The sequence below is a fragment of the Micrococcus lacusdianchii genome (assembly GCF_023155805.1).
GTDB classification, from domain to species: domain Bacteria; phylum Actinomycetota; class Actinomycetes; order Actinomycetales; family Micrococcaceae; genus Micrococcus; species Micrococcus lacusdianchii.
The window spans coordinates 3,841-23,698 of record NZ_JAKNUW010000022.1 but is presented as its reverse complement, the minus strand read 5'-3'; the positions used below and the strand labels follow the sequence as shown (position 1 = coordinate 23,698).

Here is a 19,858-nt window from a genome sequence, read left to right as displayed (position 1 = left end):
GACTCGTACAAGTCCACCGCCCGCTGCCGGAACTCGTCCGTGTAGTTCTTCCTAGCCATCCCTTGGATTCTCGCTTCCCCATCATCGTGCTGGAATCAGCGTGTCCAAGATCAGGGGTCAAGCGCCGCCAGCACCACGGAAGTACCCCGACGAGCTCCGCGAACGCGCCACGCGGATGACGCTGGAAGCCCGTCAAGACCCCGCCACGAGGACCGGAGCGTTCCGCCGTGTGGGAGAACAGCTCGGGATCAATCCCGAGACGCTGCGCAACTGGGTCCGCCAAACCGAGATCGACCACGGCCACCGCCCCGGGATCACGACCAGCGAGGCCGCCCGGGTGGCCGAGCTGGAGAAGGAGAACCGTGAACTACGGCGGGCGAACGCGATCCTGCGCTCGGCGTCGGCTTTCTTCGCGGCGGATGCTCGAGACGCCCACAGCGCTGATCGTGGACTACATCGACGAACACAAGCACGAGTTCGGTGTCGAGCCGATCTGCACCACACTGACCGCAGCAGGCACGCAGATCGCACCGAGCACGTATTACGCGGCGAAGACACGTCCTGTCTCGGCCCGCCGTCTGCGCGATGAGCAGCTGCTCGCTGAGATCCGCCGGGTGCACGAGGCCAACTACGGGGCCTACGGGGCCCGAAAGGTCCACGCGCAACTGCGGCGGGAGGGCCTGCAGGTGGCCAGGTGCACGGTGGAGCGGCTCATGCGAGCCGCAGGCCTGCGCGGGATCAGCCGCGCGAAGGGCCCGAGGACCACGGTCCCAGGCCGCGGCCCGGATGAGCGTCAGGACCTGGTGCAGCGCGACTTCACCGCGGCGGCTCCGAACCAGCTGTGGGTCGTAAGACATCACCTACTGCCGCACTTTCAGCGGATGGGTGTACGCCGCGTTCATCATCGACGTGTTCTCCCGACGGGTGCTGGGCTGGCAGCTGTCGAAGTCGCTGCGCACGGACCTGGCCCTGGATGCCCTCGAGATGGCGTTCTGGACGCGTCAGCGTGCAGGCCAAGACGTGGCCGGGCTACGGCATCACAGCGATAAAGGAGTCCAGTACGTCGCCGTGCGATACACCCAGCGGCTCGCCCAGGCCGGCGCAGTCGCCTCAGTCGGCTCGACGGGGGACTCGTATGACAATGCCCTCGCGGAGGCGTTCAACTCGCTGTTCAAGGCGGAGCTGATCCGGAACAAGGGGCCATTCAAGTCCATCGAGGGCCTGGAGATCGCGGTCGCGGAGTACATCGACTGGTTCAACCATCGGCGTGTGCACGGCGAGATCGGGATGGTCCCTCCGGTCGAGTTCGAGGACGTCTACCATCATGAGAATCCCGTGCCGGCGCCTGCCGGGACGGCACTTACGAGCCTCTAACAAACCCGGGGCGATTCAGACAATGCGTACTTGGGTTCATAGGCAGGGCTACACGAAGCAGCACCAGATCGGGGTTGCACTTCTTCGCCACTGTGGTGTGAACATCTGATTGCCTGATTTTCATTGCCCGCCTGCCCTCGCGCACCGGCGAGGGCAGGCGGCTGTTCGAACGGAGTTCTTCATGGCGGGGTCGGTACCGATTCACGGAATGCGCAGCGCAGCTGTGGCTTGGTTGGTTGAGGCAGGGGTGGACCCGGCGGTCTTCCATCCGCGACAGAGTCCAGTGTTCAGCGAGAATTCTTTCTCCGCGGGCCGCGATGACTTGGATGATCTTTGGGGTACGGGCGCACGGATCAGCTGGTTGGGCGGGCCGGCCGTCTCACTCGGGGGGTGGCCCCGGAGCGCCGCAGGCTCAGCAATGGCTCACGTCGCGACCTTCCACCTGGGCGATGCCCACTCTGCGCTCGGGGATCCGAAGGAGCGCGGCTGGCCTGACGAAGCCGCGGAATTGTTGCCGGAGGACGGGTACATCCAGGTCTTCCATGATCTGGAGACCTATGGATATGAACCGGACGACGTTGAAGCGCGAGGTTGGCTGGTCACATGGCACGCGGACGACCCCAGTCAGGCCCGTCCACCTCTCGTCGAATGCGATGACGACTCCAATGCCCCTGGTTCAACGGCTCAGCTCGGATTGTTCTATCCAGGCTGGATGATCCCCTCGCCCCTGGATTTCGACGGGCTGACGGATGGGACGTTCACGGCGGCTGACGCGGCCATCGATGAGCTGGACTCTGCATGGGTGGCGCAGCGCCACCCTGCCCAGCGGGAGCCGCACCCCATTCCTTCCACGCGCTTGCTGGGTCATAGCTCCACCGGGGACTTGGGGCCACGAGAGGAGATCTTGCCCGCCGCGTTGCCGCTGGCGGCCGAGGGCGACGATTACGTCCTCCTCGCCGAGATTGAATCGTGGACCACCTTGAATGGCTGGTTCGGTGACGCCTCCAGTCTGGAAATCTGGATGCGGCGAGATGATCTGCGTGCGCGACGGTTCAGCGAGTGCTGGTGCATCATCCGCACGGATTGACTTCGGCAGGAGCCGCTTGCTGCAGCACGAACGTGGCCTGGGTCCTCAACATAGCAACGGCTCGCGTAGGTCGTGTTGTGGGTTCGTGGCCCTCCTGTACGTTTTTCGCCACTCACCGTGTACCCACGCCTCGCCGGGGGTCCGCATCCGACCTGGTCAGCGGATTGACTGAACTACCCACACGAGGCGAAGGCCCCGGGGCTCACCCCCCCCCCCGCAGACGACGACGCCCCGGCCCGGTCCGCGGGGGACCGGCGCCGGGGCTCCGTTCAGGGGCGCTGCGGCAGGCTCAGCGGGCGCCGGGGCCCTGCTGCACCACCACGGTGGGGCCCTGGCCGGTCTGGCCGGCCAGACGGGCCTCGGCCACGGCCTGCTCCTGCTTGGCGTAGGGATTCACCAGGCCGTCCTCCTGCACCACCGGGATGTTCGCGGTGATCGGGCCGGGCACCGGGGCGGTCCACGGATCCTGGACGGGCTTGGTCAGCTTCCAGATCGCGAGGCCCGCGCCGGCGGCGGCCGCCGCCATGCCGGCCACGATCCAGCCGCGGCCGCCGGAGCGGGACTCGGCGCGGGCCTGCTTCTGCAGGTCCTTGCGGGTCTGCTTGGCGTAGCCCTCGGCGTTCTTGCGCAGGTGCTTCACCGCGTTCTTGTCCCCGGTGAGCTGGATCAGCAGCTGCTCCACGGAGGCCGGCACCTCGACGTCGTGGGCGGCCTTCTCGGCGCGGCCCGCCGCGCCGGCCAGCGCGGCGGCGGCCTGCGGGGCGTACTCGGCGCGGCGGTCCTGGGCGTACTGCGAGGCCTGGGCCAGGCGGTCCTTCACCTGGGGGGCGAGGTCCTGGGAGCGGTCCTGCAGCGCGGCGACGGCGGTGGCCAGCAGGCCCGCGGCCGTCAGACCGCCGGAGGCGGCCGCGTTCTTGGCACCGGTGGCCTTCGCGGCGAACAGCGCCTGGGCGCCCTCCGCCTTCTTGGCCCCATGCTTCTTCGCGCCGCGGACGTCCTTCTTCACGGCGGCGGCCTTCTTGGCCTTCTGCTTGCGGGCCTTCTTCGCGCCCTTGGCGGCGTCCTTGCGGGCCTGCGCGGCCTTCTTCTCCGCGTCCTTCTTGATGGCGGCGGCCTTCTCCTGGACGTCCTGGCCCACGGTCTGGGCGGTGTCCTGGGCGGAGGCCAGCACGTCGGCCAGGGTCGCGCCGAGGGCGCCGAGGCCGCCGGCGACGGCCGGGGCGGCCTTCTCATAGCGCTCCTGCACGGCGGTGCTCACGCGGGCCGAGGTGTCCTTGACGCGCGGGGCGACCTCGTCCTGGGCCAGTCGGCGGCCCTCGGCGGCGGCGACCTTGCCGCCGACGGTGCCGTACGCGGCGCTGACCTCGCCCCACGCACGGGCGTTCTCCAGCTGGGGGGCGGCCCAGTGGCGCAGGGCCTCGGCCTGGCGGGCGAAGAACGTGTCCGCCGCGCCGTCGTGCTCGATCTCGGTGCTCAGGGTCTTGCGGGCCATGGTGCCTCCGGTCTCCTCGTGATGTTCTGTCGGACGGTGCGTCCTCTCTCTCCCCAGGGTAGTGCGGCGCGCAGGATCCGGCACGGTCCGGGCCGACGTCGTCCCGCCACGGGGCGCCGGACCGGGGCACGCCGGGGGATCGGATGGAACAATGGGGCGCATGACCAACGCAACGCACACCGCGACCATCCACACGAACCACGGCGACATCGTCGTCGAGCTGTTCGGCCACCACGCCCCGAAGACTGTGAAGAACTTCGTGGGCCTGGCCACCGGCGAGCAGGAGTGGACCCACCCGCAGACCGGTGAGAAGAACAACGGCGCCCCGCTGTACTCCGGCACCGTGTTCCACCGCATCATCAAGGACTTCATGATCCAGGGCGGCGACCCGCTCGGCATGGGCATCGGCGGCCCCGGCTACCAGTTCGGCGACGAGATCCACCCCGAGCTGCAGTTCGACCGTCCCTACCTGCTGGCCATGGCCAACGCCGGCCCCGGCACCAACGGCTCCCAGTTCTTCATCACCTCCGTGCCCACCGGCTGGCTCAACGGCAAGCACACCATCTTCGGCGAGGTGAAGGACGAGGCCTCCCAGAAGGTCGTGGACGAGCTCAACGCCGTCGCCACCGATCCCCGTGACCGCCCGCTCGAGGACGTCGTCATCGAGTCCATCGAGATCACCGAGGCCTGAGAGCCCCGGTGAGCCTCACCCCGTCTGACCCGCACGGTCCGGACGCCGCGCACAGCACACCCCCGGTGTGCCCGCGGCATCCGGGCCGTGCGGCGTATGTGCGGTGCTCCGCGTGCGGGAGCCCCGCATGCCTCGAGTGCCAGCGGTCCGGCGCCGCCGGCGCCACGCTCTGCCCCGAGTGCGCCGCCCGCGCGCAGGACGGCGGCCCGGGCGGAGCCGCCCTCGCCCAGACCACGACGACGGCGCCCGTCTCCGCCGCGCAGCGTCCCGCCCCTCCGCGGGGCGGCCTGGCGGCCCCGGCCCGGGCGATGCCCGTCACGTGGACGCTGCTGGTGCTCACCGTGGCCGCCTACGCGGCCCAGTGGGCCACCCGGGGCTCCCGGACGGGGGTCACCGAGTCGCTGTGGTACGCCGGGGCCTACACGTCGCCGCTGGGCCTCGAGCCGTGGCGCATGCTCACGTACGCGTTCGTGCACGACACCTCCGGGCCCACCCACCTCGCGTTGAACATGGTGGCGCTGTGGCTGATCGGGCGGGTGCTCGAGCCCGCCCTGGGCCGGTGGCGGTTCCTGGCGCTCTACCTGCTCTCCGCCGTCGGCGGTGCCGTGGCCGCCCTGTGGCTGGCGGATCCGCTGCAGCCCGTGGTGGGGGCCTCGGGCGCCGTCTACGGACTCTTCTCCGCCCTCTTCCTGGTCACCCGGTTCCGGGGCGGACAGGTCGGCTCGATCGCGGTGCTGATCGGCCTGAACCTGGTGATGTCCGTCCTGCTGCCGGACATCTCCTGGCAGGTGCACGTGGGCGGCCTGGTCACGGGCGCCGCGATCGGCGCGGTCTACACGGCTGCGGGCGGCCCGCCGGGGCACGGCGCTGCCGTCCGCGGCGACCGTCCGGGGCGCCGGGCCTCGGTGGGGGTGCATGCGGCCGGCCTCGTGCTGCTGGCCGCCGTGCTGGCGGCCCTCACCCTCTCCGGCGCCGAGCGCCTCGGGATGGCGGCGCTGACCGGCTGAGTCGGCCGTCTTCGTTCACAGGCCCCTGTGCACTGTCGTCCCCGGCTCTGTCCACACCTGTGGACGGGCCCGGGATCAATCGCCGGGTCCGGGCACGGCGGCGCCGCCCGTCATCCACAGGGCTGTCCACACCTGTGGAGAATCACGCGAGTGTCATTCGCTCCAGCGGGTCATCATGAGGAAGCCGACCAGCGCGATCCCGAAGCCCACGAGGATGTTCCCGCCGGCCAGCTGGGGGATCGGGAGCAGGCCCTGGGTCAGGTAGTAGACGACGATCCACAGCAGTCCCAGGATCAGCATCCCGAACATCACGGCCTTGTACCAGCGGGGCAGGGGCGTGGGGCCGGTGTCCACTTCGCCGAGCCCCGTGGTCACCGAGACGCCGCTGCCGCGGGCCCGGTCGCGGGCCTGCTCGAGCTCCTGCCGCTTCCTGCGGGCCGAGTCCTTGCGCTTGCCGGAGGTGGCTGCCACGGTCTTCTCCTCAGCTGCCCGGGTCCGGGCGTCACGGGTGGGTCGTCGTCCCCGGCCGCGCGGGGACGCCACCGGGACGGGGTCCGCGCCGCGCGATACCCTGCAGGGAACAGTCCAGGACCGGGCGCGCCCCGGCCAGTCTAAGCACCCCCGGTCCGCCGGGGGCGGGAGCGAGGAGAGCCGTCGTGAACAGCCAGCCGCAGCCGGGCCGTGAGACGGTCTCCGTGCTCGTCGTGGACAACTACGACAGCTTCGTCTACACCCTCGTGGGCTACCTCGAGGAGCTCGGTGCCCGCACCACCGTGGTCCGCAACGACGCGCTCGACGGCCCGGCCGCCCTCGCGCTCGCGGCGGAGCACGACGCCGTCCTGGTCTCCCCGGGTCCCGGGGCCCCCGCCGACGCCGGCATCGCCCTGGACCTCATCCGCGCCGCCGCGGACGGCGGGCGGCCGCTGTTCGGGGTGTGCCTGGGCCATCAGGCCATCGCGGAGACGTTCGGGGCCACCGTCACCCACGCCGAGTCCCTCATGCACGGCAAGACCTCCCGCGTGCGCCATCACGGCCACGCAACATTCACCGGGCTGCCGGAGACGTTCACGGCCACCCGTTACCACTCGCTGGCGGCGGTGCGGGACACCCTGGACGAGACGGTCCTGGAGATCACCGCCGAGACCGAGGACGGCGTGGTCATGGGCCTGGCCCACCGGACCGCCCCGCTGTGGGGAGTGCAGTTCCACCCCGAGTCCGTCCTCACCGAGGGCGGCCACCGCATGCTCGGCAACTGGCTCGAGTCCGCCGGCCTCACCGGGGCCGCCGAGCGCGGGGCCCGGCTGAGCCCCGTGGTGCGCCGCGCCGGCTGAGGCGCGCTCAGTCCGTGGGGGCCGTGTCCGAGGGGACCGGCTCGACCGGCGTCGTCGGGAGCACGGGGTCCGCGGACGGGGTCGGCTCCGACGACGGCGACGGGTCGCCGGTGGAGGGGCCGGGGGCCACCGGGGTCGGGGCGGAGGTCGGCGGCACGGGCACAGCGGAGGCGGACGGCGTCGGGAGGGGGGCTGGGACCGGAGCGGGGGCGGACGACGGGCCGGTCGGGACCGCGGCGGACGAGGTCAGCGGGGGGTCGGAGGAGACGGGAGACCGTCCCGCGCCCGAGGAGGCCGCCCCACCGGCGGGCAGCGGGGGTCCGGTGGGCGAGGCCACCGGGCCGAGGACCGTGGACATGCGCGGATCGTCCTCCTCCGGCAGCCGGGTGGCCGGGGCGGCCGCGGCGGCGACCGGCGGCGCCGGCGCCGCGAGGTCCCCGGCGGGCGGGACCGTGACCGCCTCCGCCGTGGGGGCCTCCGCCGCCGACGTGATCAGGGTGAGCACGGCGTCGTTGTCCGTGTCCGAGCCGGCGGGCGGGTCCTGGAGGATCACCACCCCGGCCTCCGGGTCGGAGCCGCCCTCGCTCTGGAAGCGCAGCGTCATCTCGGGGGCGAGGACCTCCAGGGTGCGGCGGGCGTCCGCCCCGGTCATGCCCGTGAGGTCGGGGACGTGCATGATCCCGTCGGACACGTGGAGCACCACGGCCGCGCCGGGGGACACCCGGGTGCCCAGCGTCGGCTCCGTCTGCACGAGCGCGCCGCGGGCCACGTCCGCGCTGTGCGTGTCCTCCACCGACGCCACCTCGAGGCCGAGGCCCTCCAGCTCGGAGCGGACCTGCGACTCCGGCATGCCCCGCAGCCGCGAGGGCAGGAGCACCTGCGTGCCTCCTCCCGCGACCGTCACGGCCACCCGCGAGCCCTCCGCCACGCGCGCGCCGGCGGTGGGGTCCGTGCTCACCACCCGCCCGGCCGGGCCGACGGCGCCGGCGTCCGTCCGGACCACGGCCTCGAGTCCGAGACCCGTCAGCCGGGACACCGCCTGCGTCTCCGTGGCGTCCTCCAGAACCGGCATGGTGACGGTGTCCGCACGGCCGACGAGGGCCCACACCAGCACGGCTACCGTCAGAGCGACGGCCAGGGCCGCCAGCCACGGCCAGGACGGCCCCGGGTGCGCGTCGGGCGTGGTCGACCCGGCCACCACGGGCACGGCCCCGGTGGGCTTGCCCGTGGGCCCGAGGGGGATCGCGCCGGTCGGCGGCCCCGCGGCGCCCACGGTGGCCGCCGCGGCCAGCTGCGAGGCGGACGGGGCCCCGGGCACGCCCGACCCGGCCACCGCGTGGTGCTCCGAGGCCGGCTCCCCGTCCGCTGCGTGGTGCTCCGAGGCCGGCTCCCCGTCCGCCGTGACCGCCGTCGGGGCGGGGGAGGCACCCGTGGATGGGACGGGGAAGGCACCCGTGGATGGGACGGGGGACCCGCCGTCGACGTCCGGCGCGGCGGGGAGGGCCTGCGTCCGTGCCTCCCCGGCCCGGGCGTCCTCGGCGCGTGCCGCGGCCGCCTCCAGGTCGGCGAGCAGGGCGGCGGCGTCCGGGTGACGGCGGGCGGGGTCCTTCTCCAGCGCGCGCAGGACGACGGCGTCGAACGCCTCCGGCAGGGACGGGTCCACCGCGGACGGGGCGGGGGGCTCCTCCCGCACATGCTGATACGCGATGGCCAGGGGCGTGTCTCCCGTGAACGGCGGCCGCCCGGTGAGCAGCTCGAACAGCACGCAGCCCGCCGCGTAGAGGTCCGAGCGGGCGTCCATGCGCGCCCCCTGCGCCTGCTCGGGCGGCAGGTACAGGGCCGTGCCCACCACTGCCTGGGTCTGCCCCGTGTGGGCGGAGGTGTCCGACAGCGCCCGGGCGATCCCGAAGTCCATCACCTTGACGGCTCCGGACTGGGAGACCATCACGTTGGCCGGCTTCACGTCCCGGTGGACCACGCCCTGCGCGTGTGCGTGAGCCAGCGCCTCGAGCAGGCCCGAGGTCCACCGCACCGCCTCACGCCAGATGACCTCGCCCTCCTGCAGGCGTTCCCGGAGGGTGTGGCCGTCCACGTGCTCCATGACCAGGTAGGGGCACTCCACAGGGTGCAGCCCGTCGTCCAGGAGCGCGGCCCCCGTGTCGTACACCGACACCACGCACGGGTGGTTGAGCGAGGCCGCATGGCGGGCCTCCTGCCGGAACCGTGCCTGGAAGGCGGGGTCCCGGGCCAGGTCGGGGCGCATCATCTTCACCGCGACGGTCCGGTTCAGCCGCAGGTCGTGGCCGCGGAAGACGTCGGCCATCCCACCGCGGCCGAGCAGTTCGTCGACGCGGTACCGCTCGTGGAGGATGCGCGGCTGGGACACGGGGGGTCTCCGGGGCGGGCCCGTCAGCCGGCGGGCGCCGGGGCGGGATCCTCGTCGGGTCCCGTGGCCTCGGTGCTCGTGGGGTCCGCGGTCGGCTCGGTGGTCGGCTCGGTGGTGGGTTCGGGGGAGGGCTGGACGGAGGGGGACTCGGCGGTCGGAGCCGGATCGGTCGAGGGCTCGGTGCCCGGCTCCCCGGTGGGAGCCGAGGGGTCGTCTGTCGGGGCGGTCGGGCCCTGCTCCTCAGTGGGTGCCGGGCCGGGCGCGGGGGCGGAGGTCTGGGCGCCGTCGCCGTCGTCGGGTGTGCCGGGGGGCGGCTCTGCGCTGGGAGCCGGGTCCGGCGCGGGCTCCCGGGTCCCGCTCGGGGCGGGCGCGGACGGCGCGTCCTGCCCGTCGGAGGCACCGCCGGCGACGATCACCTGGACCGGGGTGTCGAACCGGTGACGCTCGCCCTCGCCGGGCACCACCCGCACCACCTGGCCTGCCGCGCCGTCCGCCGCGGGGTCGTCCACACGGTCCACGGAGAACCCGAGCGTGCGCAGCATCGGGGTGACGGTGTCCACGGGCTGGCCCACCAGGTCCTGCGGGACGGTGCCCGCCCCGGTGGAGACGGCCAGGGTGACGGCGTCCCCGCGCTCGAGCCCGCCCACGGGGTTCACGTCCACCACGGTGCCCTCCGCGGCGCGGGCGTCCCGCTCGGTCTCCTGGACGCTCAGGCCGAGGCCCTCCAGCTCCCGGCGCACGTCTGCCACGGGCCGGCCCTCGTAGTCCTCGGCCCGGATCGAGATCGCCGCGGAGGTGGTCGAGGCCACTCCGGCACCCGCCCGGCCACCCGTGAGGGCCGGCCAGAGCAGCGAGCCGAGCACGGCGAACGCCAGCAGCGCCAGCAGGGCGAACAGGGGCCACCGGTTGCGCCGGCCCGGACGTGCGGTGCGGGGCACGGAGGCCCCGGCTCCGGCGGACCCGGTGGGCGCGGTCGGGGTCGGACGGGTGGTGGGGGCGGGCTCGGCCGCGTGCGGGTCACGGGTGGCGGACACGTCCGTGGACCCCGCTGCGTCGGCGCCGGCCGGGCCGGTGCCCGCCGCCGCCCCCGCGGCGCCCAGCACGGGCAGGGTCGCGGTGCTGGGGGTCCGGTCCACGGTGCGGGTGAGCGGGGCGGTGGCCGCCCCGTCCTGCCCCGTCCCGGGGGCCGGCGCGGCATCCAGCGCCGCGGTCTCCGCGTCGCCGGGGACGTCCATGCCCTCGGCGGCGAGGAACGCCGTGAGCCCCGGGACGGCGTCGACGGCGCCCTCCACGTCCTTGCGGCGCAGTGCTTCGGCCGCCTCGGAGAGCACGGTGGCGTCCGCCGGGCGCTCCCGCGGGTCCTTCGAGAGCATGCACATGATCAGCGCGCGCACGGGCGCCGGCACGGTCTCCGGCAGGGCCGGCGGCGTGTCGTTGACCTGGGCGAGCGCGATCGCGATCTGGGACTCGCCGGTGAACGGGCGGTGACCCGCGAGGGCCTCGTAGCCGATGATGCCCAGCGAGTAGATGTCCGAGGCGCCCGTGGCCTGTTGCCCCGTGGCCTGCTCGGGCGCCAGGTACTGGGCCGTGCCCATGACCTGGCCCGTGGCGGTGAGCGGGACCTGGTCCGCGAGGCGGGCGATGCCGAAGTCCGTGACCTTCACCCGGCCGCTGGGGGTGATCATCAGGTTGCCGGGCTTGACGTCCCGGTGCACCAGGCCCTGGGCGTGCGCGGCGGAGAGCGCGGCCGCGGTCTGCCGGATGATGCTGAGCGTGCGGTCCGTGGAGAGCGTCGAGTCCTTCTCGAGGATCGCGGACAGGGGCTGGCCCGGGACCAGCTCCATCACCAGGTACGCGGAGCCCTCCTCTTCGCCGTAGTCGTACACGTTCGCGACGCCGGGATGGTTCAGCAGCGCCGTGTGCTGCGCCTCGGCGCGGAACCGGCGGAGGAAGTTGGGGTCGCCCGTGTACTCCTCCTTCAGGATCTTCACGGCGGTCATCCGACCCAGGACCTTGTCCCGCGCCTTCCAGACCTCGCCCATGCCGCCGATCGCGATGCGATCGGTCAGCTGGTACCTGCCGCCCAGGGTGATGCCCGACGTCGGCCTCATTCCACCACCACCGCTTCCATGATCCTCTGCATGCTCTCCACCGCCGTCGAATGGGCGGAATCCTCGTTCTGATCCTCGTAGACCACCGTGACGGCCACCTGCGGGTCCTCCACGGGGGCGAACCCGGTGACCCACGTGTTCACGTTCTCCGAGCCGTCCTTCTCCGCCGTGCCGGTCTTCGCCGCGATCCGCAGGGCGTCGGACCGGGCCGCGGAGGCCGTGCCCTCCTGGACCGTGGCCTCCATCATCCCCGCGATCTGCTCCGCCACGTCCTCGTCCATCGCGCGGCCGCGCTCGCGGGGGGCGAACTCGGAGACCACCGTCAGATCCGGACGCCGCACCGTCTCCACCATCTCCGGCTCCATGACCACGCCGCCGTTCGCGATGCCCATGGTCACCATGGTCATCTGCAGCGCCGTGGCCTGCACGTCCCGCTGGCCGATCGCGGACTGGGCGAGAGCGGCGTCGTCCAGGTCCTCGGGGAACACGGACTCGGTGACGGGCAGGGGGATCTCCCCGGAGTCGTTGAAGCCGAACCGCTCGGCGGTCTCCCGGATCCGGTCCTGGCCCAGCTCCACCGCCGCCTGCGCGAACGGCGTGTTGCACGAGTGCGCCAGGATCCAGGTCAGGGTGGCAGAGCCGACGTCGTTGCACGGACCGCCGGCGAAGTTGGACATCTGCGCCGTGGTCCCGGGCAGCGTCCATGTCTCGGGGACCTCGAGGACCTGGTCCGGGGCGTAGTCGCCGGACTCGAGCATCGCCACGAGGTCCACCAGCTTGAACGTGGAGCCGGGGGAGACACGTTGCTCCGCGGCACGGTTGCGCTGCACGTCGAGCCCGGGGGTGGAGACGTACTCGTTCATGGCCCGCACCGCCTCGGTCCGGCTGTGGGAGGAGAGGGCGTTCGCGTCGAAGCTCGGCTTGGAGGCCATCGCCAGGATCCGCCCGGTGGCGGGTTCGGCGACCACCACGGAGCCCTTCGTGCCGTCGGGGATCGCGTTGTACGCCAGCTCCTGGAGCGCCCGGTCCAGGGTGAGCTCCACCTGGTCGCCCTCGGGGGTGGCGCCGGTGACGATCTGCACCGCGCGGTCCAGGAACTGGGAGCTGGAGGTGCCCGCGAGCTGGTCGTCCAGGGCCTTCTCCAGGCCGTCGGTGGTGTAGACGAGCGAGTAGTAGCCCGTCAGCGGGGCCCACAGGGGCGAGTCGTGGTAGACCCGCTGGTACGTGTACGCGTCGCCGGACTCCACGGACTCGGCGATGGGCTCGCCCTCCGCGAGGATCGGGCCGCGCGGCGCCCCGAACTCCAGGACCATCTGCCGGCTGTTCAGCCGGTGGTCCTTCAGGGGCTCGGCCGCCACCACCTGGATCACCGAGGCCGCCACGGCCAGCACCAGGAACATGCCCACCATCACGAGCCACGTGCGTCGGATCGCCTCGTTCACCGGGCCTCACCTCTCGTCGTCGCCCGGGGGCGGGGTCCGGTCAGGGGGAGCTCGGCCCCCGGGTCGAGCAGGCCGGCGCCGGGGCCGGAGGCGTTGACCATGCCGTCCACCACCGCGGGCCGGCGCGCGGCGTGGGAGACCCGCAGCACGAGCGCCAGGATGATCCAGTTGGCCAGCAGCGAGGAGCCGCCGGCGGCGAGGAACGGCGTGGTCAGGCCCGTGAGCGGCAGCACCAGGGTCACGCCGCCCATCACCACGAAGATCTGCCAGGCCATGGTGAACGCCAGCCCGGCGGCCAGCACCTTGCCGAACGCGTCCCGCACGCCGAGGGCGGCCCGCACCATGCGGGTCACCAGGAGCAGGTACAGCACCAGCACGGCGGACAGGCCGACGAACCCGAGCTCCTCGCCGATCGCGGCGAGGATCATGTCCGAGAACGCGAGGGGCACCTGCGTGGGGTTGCCGGCGCCCAGGCCGGTGCCCAGCAGGCCGCCGGAGGCCATCGCGAACAGGCCCTGCACCACCTGGTAGGAGCCGCCGAAGTCGCGGTTGTAGACCTCGGAGTCGAAGGCGTTCAGCCAGATCTGGAAGCGCGCGGTCACGTGCGGCAGGAACAGGAACGCCACCGCCGCCCCGACACCCACGAGCGCCAGGCCCAGCAGGATCCACGATGCCCGCGAGGTGGCGATGTACAGCATGGCCATGAACATGCCGAAGAACAGCAGGGCCGAGCCCAGGTCCCGCTGGAACACGAGCACGCCCAGGGCCACGAGCCACGCCACCACCAGGGGTCCGAGGTCCTGCATCCGGGGGAAGGACACCGGGCCCACGCGGCGGCCGGCCAGCAGGATCAGGTCACGGTTGGTGGAGAGGTACCCGGCGAAGAACACCGCCAGGGTGATCTTGGCGACCTCGCCGGGCTGGAAGGTGCCCACACCCAGGTCGATCCAGATCCGCGCGCCGTTGGCGGTGAGTCCGAGGCCGGGCACCAGCGGCAGCAGGAGCAGGACGCCGGAGGCGGCCAGGAACAGGTAGGGCCAGCGGCGCAGCAGCCGGTGGTCCCGCAGCAGGAACACCAGCGCGGTGGCCACGGTGATCGCCAGCACGGACCACACCAGCTGGGGGGTCGGCCGGGCGGCTGCGGTGTCCGCGCTGAGCCGGTGGATCACCGCCAGGCCGAGCCCGTTGAGCAGGATCGCGATCGGCAGGATGAAGGGGTCGGCGTACCGCGCGCGCAGGCGCAGCACCACGTGGAGCACGAGGCCGGCGGCGCCGAGCACCGTGATCGGTACCCAGGCGGACTCGCCCACGGTGCCGGAGGTGGAGAGCACGCCGAGCAGGTCCGCGCCGAGGGCGACGGCGACCGCCGCCACCAGCAGCAGCAGCTCGGTGGTGCGACGGGGACGGGGCGGGGAGATCACCTCGGTCATGGCGTCCCACCCCCGTCCACGGGCGCGCCTGCGGTCTCCTGCAGCTCGCCGACGATCTGGTCCGCGTGGCCGAGGTCCCGGGCGGGCATGCCCTGCCGGACGCGGTCCTGCGCGTAGGCGGGCAGACGCTCCAGGGGGACGTCAGTGGTCCGGTCCACCCGGGACAGCTCCACCGGCCCGAGGGTCTGTGGGACGCCCTTGAACACCGCCACCCGGCCCTGGTCCTCGCCCACGTAGTACTGGGTCTGGGTCCACAGGTAGCCCCACAGCAGCACGGCCCCCAGGATCAGGGCCAGCAGCGCCGTGAACACGGGGATGAACCAGCCGCGGCGGTACTCCACGGGGCGGTCACGACGACGGCGCCCCCGCCCGGCGCCGGCGTCGCCCGCGGCGGATCCCCCCGGCGCCGGCTCGACGCCGGCTTTGCGCCCCTCCGCGGGAGGCCGCTCCTCCGCTCCCGAGCCCGGAGCGATCGGGGCGGCCACGGACGTGCCGCCCGGGCCGGCGTCGTCCGCGGCCGTGGGAGCGGGGGCCGCCGGGGACACGGGGGCGGAGACGCCCTCGGCGGCGGGGCCGGCCGTGAGGAGGGCGGCGGTCCGGCGGGGCCGGTTCTCCGGCACGGGGCTCTCCCCGAGCAGGGTGGAGGAACGGCGGAGGGTGGCGCCGCGGGTGACCACGGGGATCCGGTCCGTGCGCACGGCGGAGTTCGCGGCGCCCACGAGTACGTGGGGGCGGGCGGCCAGGTCCTCGCGCAGGAGGCGGCCGGAGACGGGCCCGCGCTCCGCTGGGCGCGCGGCGGCCAGCGCGTCCTCGGACAGGTGCACCTCGGGCGGAGGGGCGAGCTCCTCGGGGGTGCCCTCGGCCACCTCGAACACCACGATGGTCACGTTGTCCGGCGCGCCGCCGGCCAGGGTGAGGTCCACGAGGGTGTCCACGGCCTCGTTGAGCGCGCCGGCGCCGGCCAGGACCTCCTGGATGCGGCGCGCGGGGACCACGTCCGTGAGGCCGTCGGAGCAGAGCAGCCACCGTTCGCCGGGAACCACGGGGACCTCGAACACGTCCAGCTCGGGGGAGGCGTCCACGTCCCCGAGCACCCGCATGAGCACGTTCTTGTTGGGGTGGTGCTGGGCCTCCTCGGGGGAGAGCCGGCCCTCGTCCACGAGCTTCTGCACGAACGTGTGGTCCCGGGTGACCTGGGAGAACACGCCGTCCTTCAGGCGGTACGCACGGGAGTCGCCGATGTGCGCCATGTGCAGCGTGGTCCCGGCGAGCAGGGCGGCCGTGCACGTCGTGCCCATGCCGGCCAGCTTGGGGTTGGCGTGCACCAGCTCGTTGAGCACCAGGTTCGCGTTCTGGATCTCGTCCGGCAGCACGGTGGCCGGGTCCTCGTAGCCCACGTCGTCCAGGGGAGCCAGGTCCAGCACGGTGGAGGCACTCGCGACGTCGCCGCCCACGTGCCCGCCCATGCCGTCGGCGAGCACGGCCAGGTGACGGCCCACGTACGCGGAGTCGTCGTTCTTGGCGCGCACGCGGCCCACGTCGGAGCGCGCGGCGTAGCGGAGGACGAGGGGCATGCGGGGTCAGTCCTCGAGGACCATGACGGTCTTGCCGATGCGGAGGGTGGAGCCCGGGCCCAGCGGGAGGGCGCGGGTGACAGGGTCGCCGTCCACGTAGGTGCCGTTCGTGGAGCCCAGGTCCTCGAGGAACCAGCGGGTGCCCTGCGGGAACAGGCGGGCGTGACGACCGGAGGCGTAGTCGTCCTCGAGGACCAGGTCCGCGTCCTCGGCGCGGCCCAGCAGCACGGGGCCGTCGAGGGCCACGGTGCGGCCGGTGAGCGGTCCCTCGGTCACCCGCAGGGTGCGCGGCAGGCGTGGGGCGGGCACCACGGGCGCCGCGGAGCGCGCCTCCGGGGCGGCACGGGGCGCCGGACGGTCCGCGGAGGCGGCGTGCGCCCCGGCGGCGGGCACGGCGGTGACCAGGCCGGCGTCGTGCCGGGCCTGCTCGAGGCGGGTCTTGTTGCGCCGACCCACCACGAGGTCCCGGCCCTGGGACATGACGATCGAGAGGATCAGCACCCACAGGGCCAGCAGCAGCCCGAGGCGGAGCACGGCGACGGCGAGCTCGTTCACTGAGGGGTCCTCCCGTCGGGGGTGTCGGCGTGGAAGGCCATCTCGGTCCGGCCCACGGTGATGCGATCACCCTGGCGCAGCACGGTGGAGCCGTCAACGCGGCGCCCGTTCACGCCGACGCCGTTGCGGCTGCCGAGGTCGATCAGCGTGACCACCGCACCCACCCGCACGAGGCGCAGGTGGCGGCGCGAGGCCGAGGAGTCCGAGACCACGATGTCCGCCTGCTCCGGCGAGCGTCCCACCACCATGTCCTCGAGCGAGATCGGGTGCATCCGGCCGTCGAACTCGAGCGCGGGCACGGCCGGACGGGAGCGGGCGCCCCCGCGGGGCATCACGAGGGTCGCGTCGTCGGGGGAGGCCGCCGCGCGGCGGGGCGCGGGTGCGGTGCGGTGCGGTGCGGCCGCGGGAGCCGGCGCCCGGGAGCCGTCGTCGAGGCGGGAGACGACGTCGATGCGGCCGGGCCGGACGGCGTCGTCCGCGTGGAAGGCCACGCGGACGGAGCCGGGGAGGGAGTACCCCTGGGCCTGGGCGTGACGGATGACCTCGTCGCACAGCTCGCTGGCCAGGGTGCTGCCCCACGTGCGGGCGCGCTCGAAGTCCGTGGGGGCGAAGTGCACCGTGAAGTCGTTGGGCGCCACCGTGTGACCCTCGGACAGGGCGAACGACTCGTCGTCCATCTCCTGCCGGAGGGCGGACGCGATCTCCACCGGCTGCACCGCCCGGGCACCGCCGGCGGCGAACGCGGAGCGCACCGCCTTCTCGAGGCCGCGCTCGAGGTTGTCCAGAAGTCCCACGGACCCGGGCTCCTCTCCCAGAGTGGTCGTCTGTCCGATAGTACGGGTCCGGGCGGGGAGGCGGCGGGGTGGTGACCGGGCGACCGGCCGGTCCGGCCGGCGCGGTGCCCGGGGGTGACTTGCAGGGGTGCTGCGGGTCTGTGTAGGCTGTTCCTCGCTGCCTCGGCAGGTGCCGCGTTTCCGCGGTGCCGGATGAGGAAGCCGCTCGCGCGAGTGGCGGAATAGGTAGACGCGCTGGCTTCAGGTGCCAGTGTTCGAAAGGACGTGGGGGTTCAAGTCCCCCCTCGCGCACCACGGGTTGTTTGTAAGAAGGCCATGGAACGGTTTGTACGTTCCAATCGTGAAGCCCCCGGGAGCCTCGAGTGAGACTCCCGGGGGCTTCTTCGTGCCCAAGGTGGGCCGCCCCGGCGGCACCTTCGACGCTCCGGGCGCCTCCCGGGCCTCATCTGGGCATGGAAAGACCCCCGCGGGTCTGCTCTGGGGCAGGCTCCCGCGGGGGTCTGGGTGTGTCCACGTTGTCCCGTGGCGGCGGCTCTGGGGTCAGGCGGTCTCCCGCCTCTCAGGGGGCAACCCTCCTGGTGGCGTGTACGCGGGCCCGAACTCGTCGGCGCGGGTGAACCCGGCCGTGCGCTCGCGGCGACGGGCACGCTTGACCGGCGCCGAGGACAGCGGCGTGACGCCGACCTGCTCGTGGAGCCAGGCGATGATCTTCCGGGTGTTCGTAGCGGCGACCATCACAGCCAGGGAGACGATCTGCGCGGCCAACCGACGGCAGGGACGAGTGGGGCGACTGGTCCGCATTGCCCGGGGGCTGTCAGTCGCCGTTGCCGTCTGGCACGATTTGGTACATGGACTGGTCGAACCCGGAGAGCGTCGGGGAACTTGTTGAGCGTCTGTTGAATGAGGGGAGCGAGAAGTCGTGGATCGAGTTCAAAGAGAATAACGACAATCCAGAGAAGATCGGTGAATACATTTCTTCACTCTCAAATTCTGCCGCCCTGGAGGGCCAAGAGGCCGGATATTTAGTTTTTGGTGTGCACGACGGAACGCTTGAGCCTGTCGGTACGGTCGTCAATCTTGACAACAAAAAGGTCGGAAATCAGGATCTGAGAATTTGGCTAACTCAACTTATATCTCCGTCGGTGTTTATCGAGTGGGGGCCAGGTACTCTGCATGGTTTTTCCCTGTTCGCGGTGAGGATCGACGCGGCGAGGCAAGCACCCACTAATTTCAGGGGCAAAGAGTACATTCGCGTTGGACCACACACCAAGCCCTTAGGGAAGCATCCCGAAATAGAACAGCGACTTTGGCGTTCGCTGGAGTACACCGCATTTGAAGTGCGTACAGCCAAGTCGAATTTGAATTTCTCCACCGCCATGAGTTTGATAGATCTGGATGCGTACTATGAACTTGAACGCGTATCGCGTCCTCAAAATCACGAGGCAGTCAGAGATGGTCTGGTGTCTGCCGGTGTAGTTAAGAGTTCCATGGACGATCAGTGGCAAATCACCAATTTTGGATCGTTACTCTACGCCAAGAGATTGAGTGATTTTGGACGACTGGAGCGGAAGTCCATTCGCGTCATTCAATATGAGGGCACCTCCAGGGTTCGAGCTAGGCAAGAAAAAGAGTTTCGAGGAGGGTATGCGGTTTCCTTTCTCGAGGTTTTAGAATACATTAGCGCTCTGCTGCCCGCTAGCGAGGTGATTGAAAAGAATGGTCTAAGAATGGATGGCCATTTATTCCCCATGCTCGCGATTCGGGAGCTGGTGGCTAACGCTGTCATCCATCAGGACCTTTCGGCGGTGGGCCAGGGGCCAATGGTGGAAATATTCGACGATCGAATTGAAATATCTAATCCTGGAATTCCACTGCTCGACCCAATGCGGTTCATTGACGGGGCGCCTAGGTCTAGAAATGAACGTTTGGCACGCGCAATGCGACTTCATGGCTTTTGCGAGGAAAGAGGGAGCGGTTGGGATAAGGTTGCCTTTGAAGTGGAGTTTCACCAGCTGCCTTCCCCGGAGGTGTCGGTAGACAATAAAACGACGAAGGTAGTACTGTTTGCGCCCAAGCCCCTCAGGGATATGGATAAGATGGAGAAGATTCGTGCAACCTATCAGCATGCATGCCTAAACTATGTGAGCAATAAGCCTACTAACAATGAATCTGTGCGACAAAGGTTTGGAATGAACAAAAATCAGTCGCCACAGGCCTCAAAAATTATCCGAGACTCCCTCGATGAGGGAGCAATTGTTGCCTATGACCCAACGGTTGGCGTCAAGTCGCTGCGGTATGTTCCATTTTGGGCGGGGGCGCAGGGAAGTGCTGTTTCTGAGTCGCTTAACGAGTGAGATTGATCCGCGGTGGCGCCGGGAGCGGCTGGGAGTTGTGAGGTAACGAACCTGGCCCCCGGTGGTGGGGCCGGGGGGCCTACGTGGGAGTTGCGAGGTAACGAACCTGGCCCCCGGTGGTGGGGCCGGGGGGCCTACGTGGGAGTTGCGAGGTAACGAACCTGGCCCCCGGTGGTGGGGCCGGGGGGCCTACGTGGGAGTTGCGAGGTAACGAACCTGGCCCNNNGTGG

15 protein-coding genes, 1 tRNA gene and 1 pseudogene are annotated in these 19,858 nt (G+C 71.4%); 7 read left to right on the top strand and 10 right to left on the bottom strand.

Translation table 11 applies throughout. The features are described from left to right. The first annotated feature begins 175 nt into the window (after window positions 1–175). Together MA879_RS11045 and MA879_RS11040 are read left to right on the top strand one after the other, a co-directional pair. Window positions 176–1,374 (top strand): annotated as a pseudogene (locus MA879_RS11045) (IS3 family transposase). Between the two features lie 181 nt (window positions 1,375–1,555). Continuing rightward, complete coding sequence (locus MA879_RS11040) at window positions 1,556–2,461, top strand: DUF1963 domain-containing protein (RefSeq protein WP_335342055.1); 906 nt, start codon at window positions 1,556–1,558, stop codon at window positions 2,459–2,461. 289 nt (window positions 2,462–2,750) lie between these two features. On the opposite strand, the gene MA879_RS11035 is transcribed toward MA879_RS11040, so the two are convergent. Continuing rightward, window positions 2,751–3,953 carry a hypothetical protein gene (locus tag MA879_RS11035; RefSeq protein WP_248126382.1) on the bottom strand — a complete coding sequence of 401 codons (1,203 nt, stop codon included), beginning with the start codon at window positions 3,951–3,953 and terminating at the stop codon, window positions 2,751–2,753. Window positions 3,954–4,113: 160 nt separating this feature from the next. Here MA879_RS11035 and MA879_RS11030 point away from each other — a divergent pair, with 160 nt between their 5' ends. Together MA879_RS11030 and MA879_RS11025 are read left to right on the top strand one after the other, a co-directional pair. After that, window positions 4,114–4,644, top strand: coding sequence for a peptidylprolyl isomerase (locus tag MA879_RS11030; RefSeq protein WP_248126381.1), 531 nt, complete (start codon window positions 4,114–4,116; stop codon window positions 4,642–4,644). 98 nt (window positions 4,645–4,742) lie between these two features. After that, a complete protein-coding gene (locus MA879_RS11025; RefSeq protein ID WP_248126380.1) occupies window positions 4,743–5,651 on the top strand; it encodes a rhomboid family intramembrane serine protease in 909 nt (302 codons plus the stop codon). Between the two features lie 153 nt (window positions 5,652–5,804). Here the strand turns inward: MA879_RS11025 and MA879_RS11020 are convergent, their stop codons facing one another. Beyond that, window positions 5,805–6,122, bottom strand: coding sequence for a cell division protein CrgA (locus MA879_RS11020; RefSeq protein WP_248126378.1), 318 nt, complete (start codon window positions 6,120–6,122; stop codon window positions 5,805–5,807). Window positions 6,123–6,307: 185 nt separating this feature from the next. On the opposite strand from MA879_RS11020, the gene MA879_RS11015 reads away from it, so the two are divergent. Further along, window positions 6,308–6,982 carry an anthranilate synthase component II gene (locus MA879_RS11015; RefSeq protein WP_248126376.1) on the top strand — a complete coding sequence of 225 codons (675 nt, stop codon included), beginning with the start codon at window positions 6,308–6,310 and terminating at the stop codon, window positions 6,980–6,982. A 7-nt stretch (window positions 6,983–6,989) separates the two neighbouring features. On the opposite strand, the gene MA879_RS11010 is transcribed toward MA879_RS11015, so the two are convergent. From MA879_RS11010 to MA879_RS10980, 7 genes are read right to left on the bottom strand one after another with little or no spacing between them, the layout of a single operon-like run. Then, on the bottom strand, window positions 6,990–9,368 hold the full coding sequence (locus tag MA879_RS11010) for a protein kinase domain-containing protein (protein WP_248126373.1): 2,379 nt from the start codon (window positions 9,366–9,368) through the stop codon (window positions 6,990–6,992). Between the two features lie 23 nt (window positions 9,369–9,391). Continuing rightward, window positions 9,392–11,479, bottom strand: coding sequence for a protein kinase domain-containing protein (locus MA879_RS11005; RefSeq protein WP_248126370.1), 2,088 nt, complete (start codon window positions 11,477–11,479; stop codon window positions 9,392–9,394). After that, a complete protein-coding gene (locus MA879_RS11000) occupies window positions 11,476–12,921 on the bottom strand; it encodes a peptidoglycan D,D-transpeptidase FtsI family protein (RefSeq protein WP_248126367.1) in 1,446 nt (481 codons plus the stop codon). The genes MA879_RS11005 and MA879_RS11000 overlap by 4 nt, the downstream gene beginning before the upstream one ends. Continuing rightward, the gene (locus tag MA879_RS10995; protein ID WP_248126364.1) at window positions 12,918–14,351 is read right to left on the bottom strand and encodes an FtsW/RodA/SpoVE family cell cycle protein; all 1,434 of its coding nucleotides are present in this window, start codon (window positions 14,349–14,351) and stop codon (window positions 12,918–12,920) included. Before MA879_RS10995 ends, MA879_RS11000 begins: the two co-directional genes overlap by 4 nt. Next, on the bottom strand, window positions 14,348–15,925 hold the full coding sequence (locus tag MA879_RS10990; protein WP_248126361.1) for a PP2C family protein-serine/threonine phosphatase: 1,578 nt from the start codon (window positions 15,923–15,925) through the stop codon (window positions 14,348–14,350). The genes MA879_RS10995 and MA879_RS10990 overlap by 4 nt, the downstream gene beginning before the upstream one ends. A gap of 6 nt (window positions 15,926–15,931) precedes the next feature. Next, window positions 15,932–16,480: an FHA domain-containing protein FhaB/FipA gene (locus tag MA879_RS10985; RefSeq protein ID WP_248126358.1), complete on the bottom strand. Its 549-nt coding sequence runs from the start codon at window positions 16,478–16,480 to the stop codon at window positions 15,932–15,934. Next, window positions 16,477–17,274: an FhaA domain-containing protein gene (locus tag MA879_RS10980; protein ID WP_248126355.1), complete on the bottom strand. Its 798-nt coding sequence runs from the start codon at window positions 17,272–17,274 to the stop codon at window positions 16,477–16,479. The genes MA879_RS10985 and MA879_RS10980 overlap by 4 nt, the downstream gene beginning before the upstream one ends. Before the next feature lie 207 nt (window positions 17,275–17,481). On the opposite strand from MA879_RS10980, the gene MA879_RS10975 reads away from it, so the two are divergent. Next, window positions 17,482–17,568 (top strand) — tRNA-Leu (locus MA879_RS10975). Between the two features lie 246 nt (window positions 17,569–17,814). Here the strand turns inward: MA879_RS10975 and MA879_RS10970 are convergent. Further along, a complete protein-coding gene (locus tag MA879_RS10970) occupies window positions 17,815–18,009 on the bottom strand; it encodes a hypothetical protein (RefSeq protein ID WP_248126353.1) in 195 nt (64 codons plus the stop codon). A 113-nt stretch (window positions 18,010–18,122) separates the two neighbouring features. Between MA879_RS10970 and MA879_RS10965 the strand changes: the two genes are divergently transcribed. Further along, complete coding sequence (locus MA879_RS10965) at window positions 18,123–19,628, top strand: ATP-binding protein (RefSeq protein ID WP_248126351.1); 1,506 nt, start codon at window positions 18,123–18,125, stop codon at window positions 19,626–19,628. Window positions 19,629–19,858 lie beyond the last annotated feature (230 nt).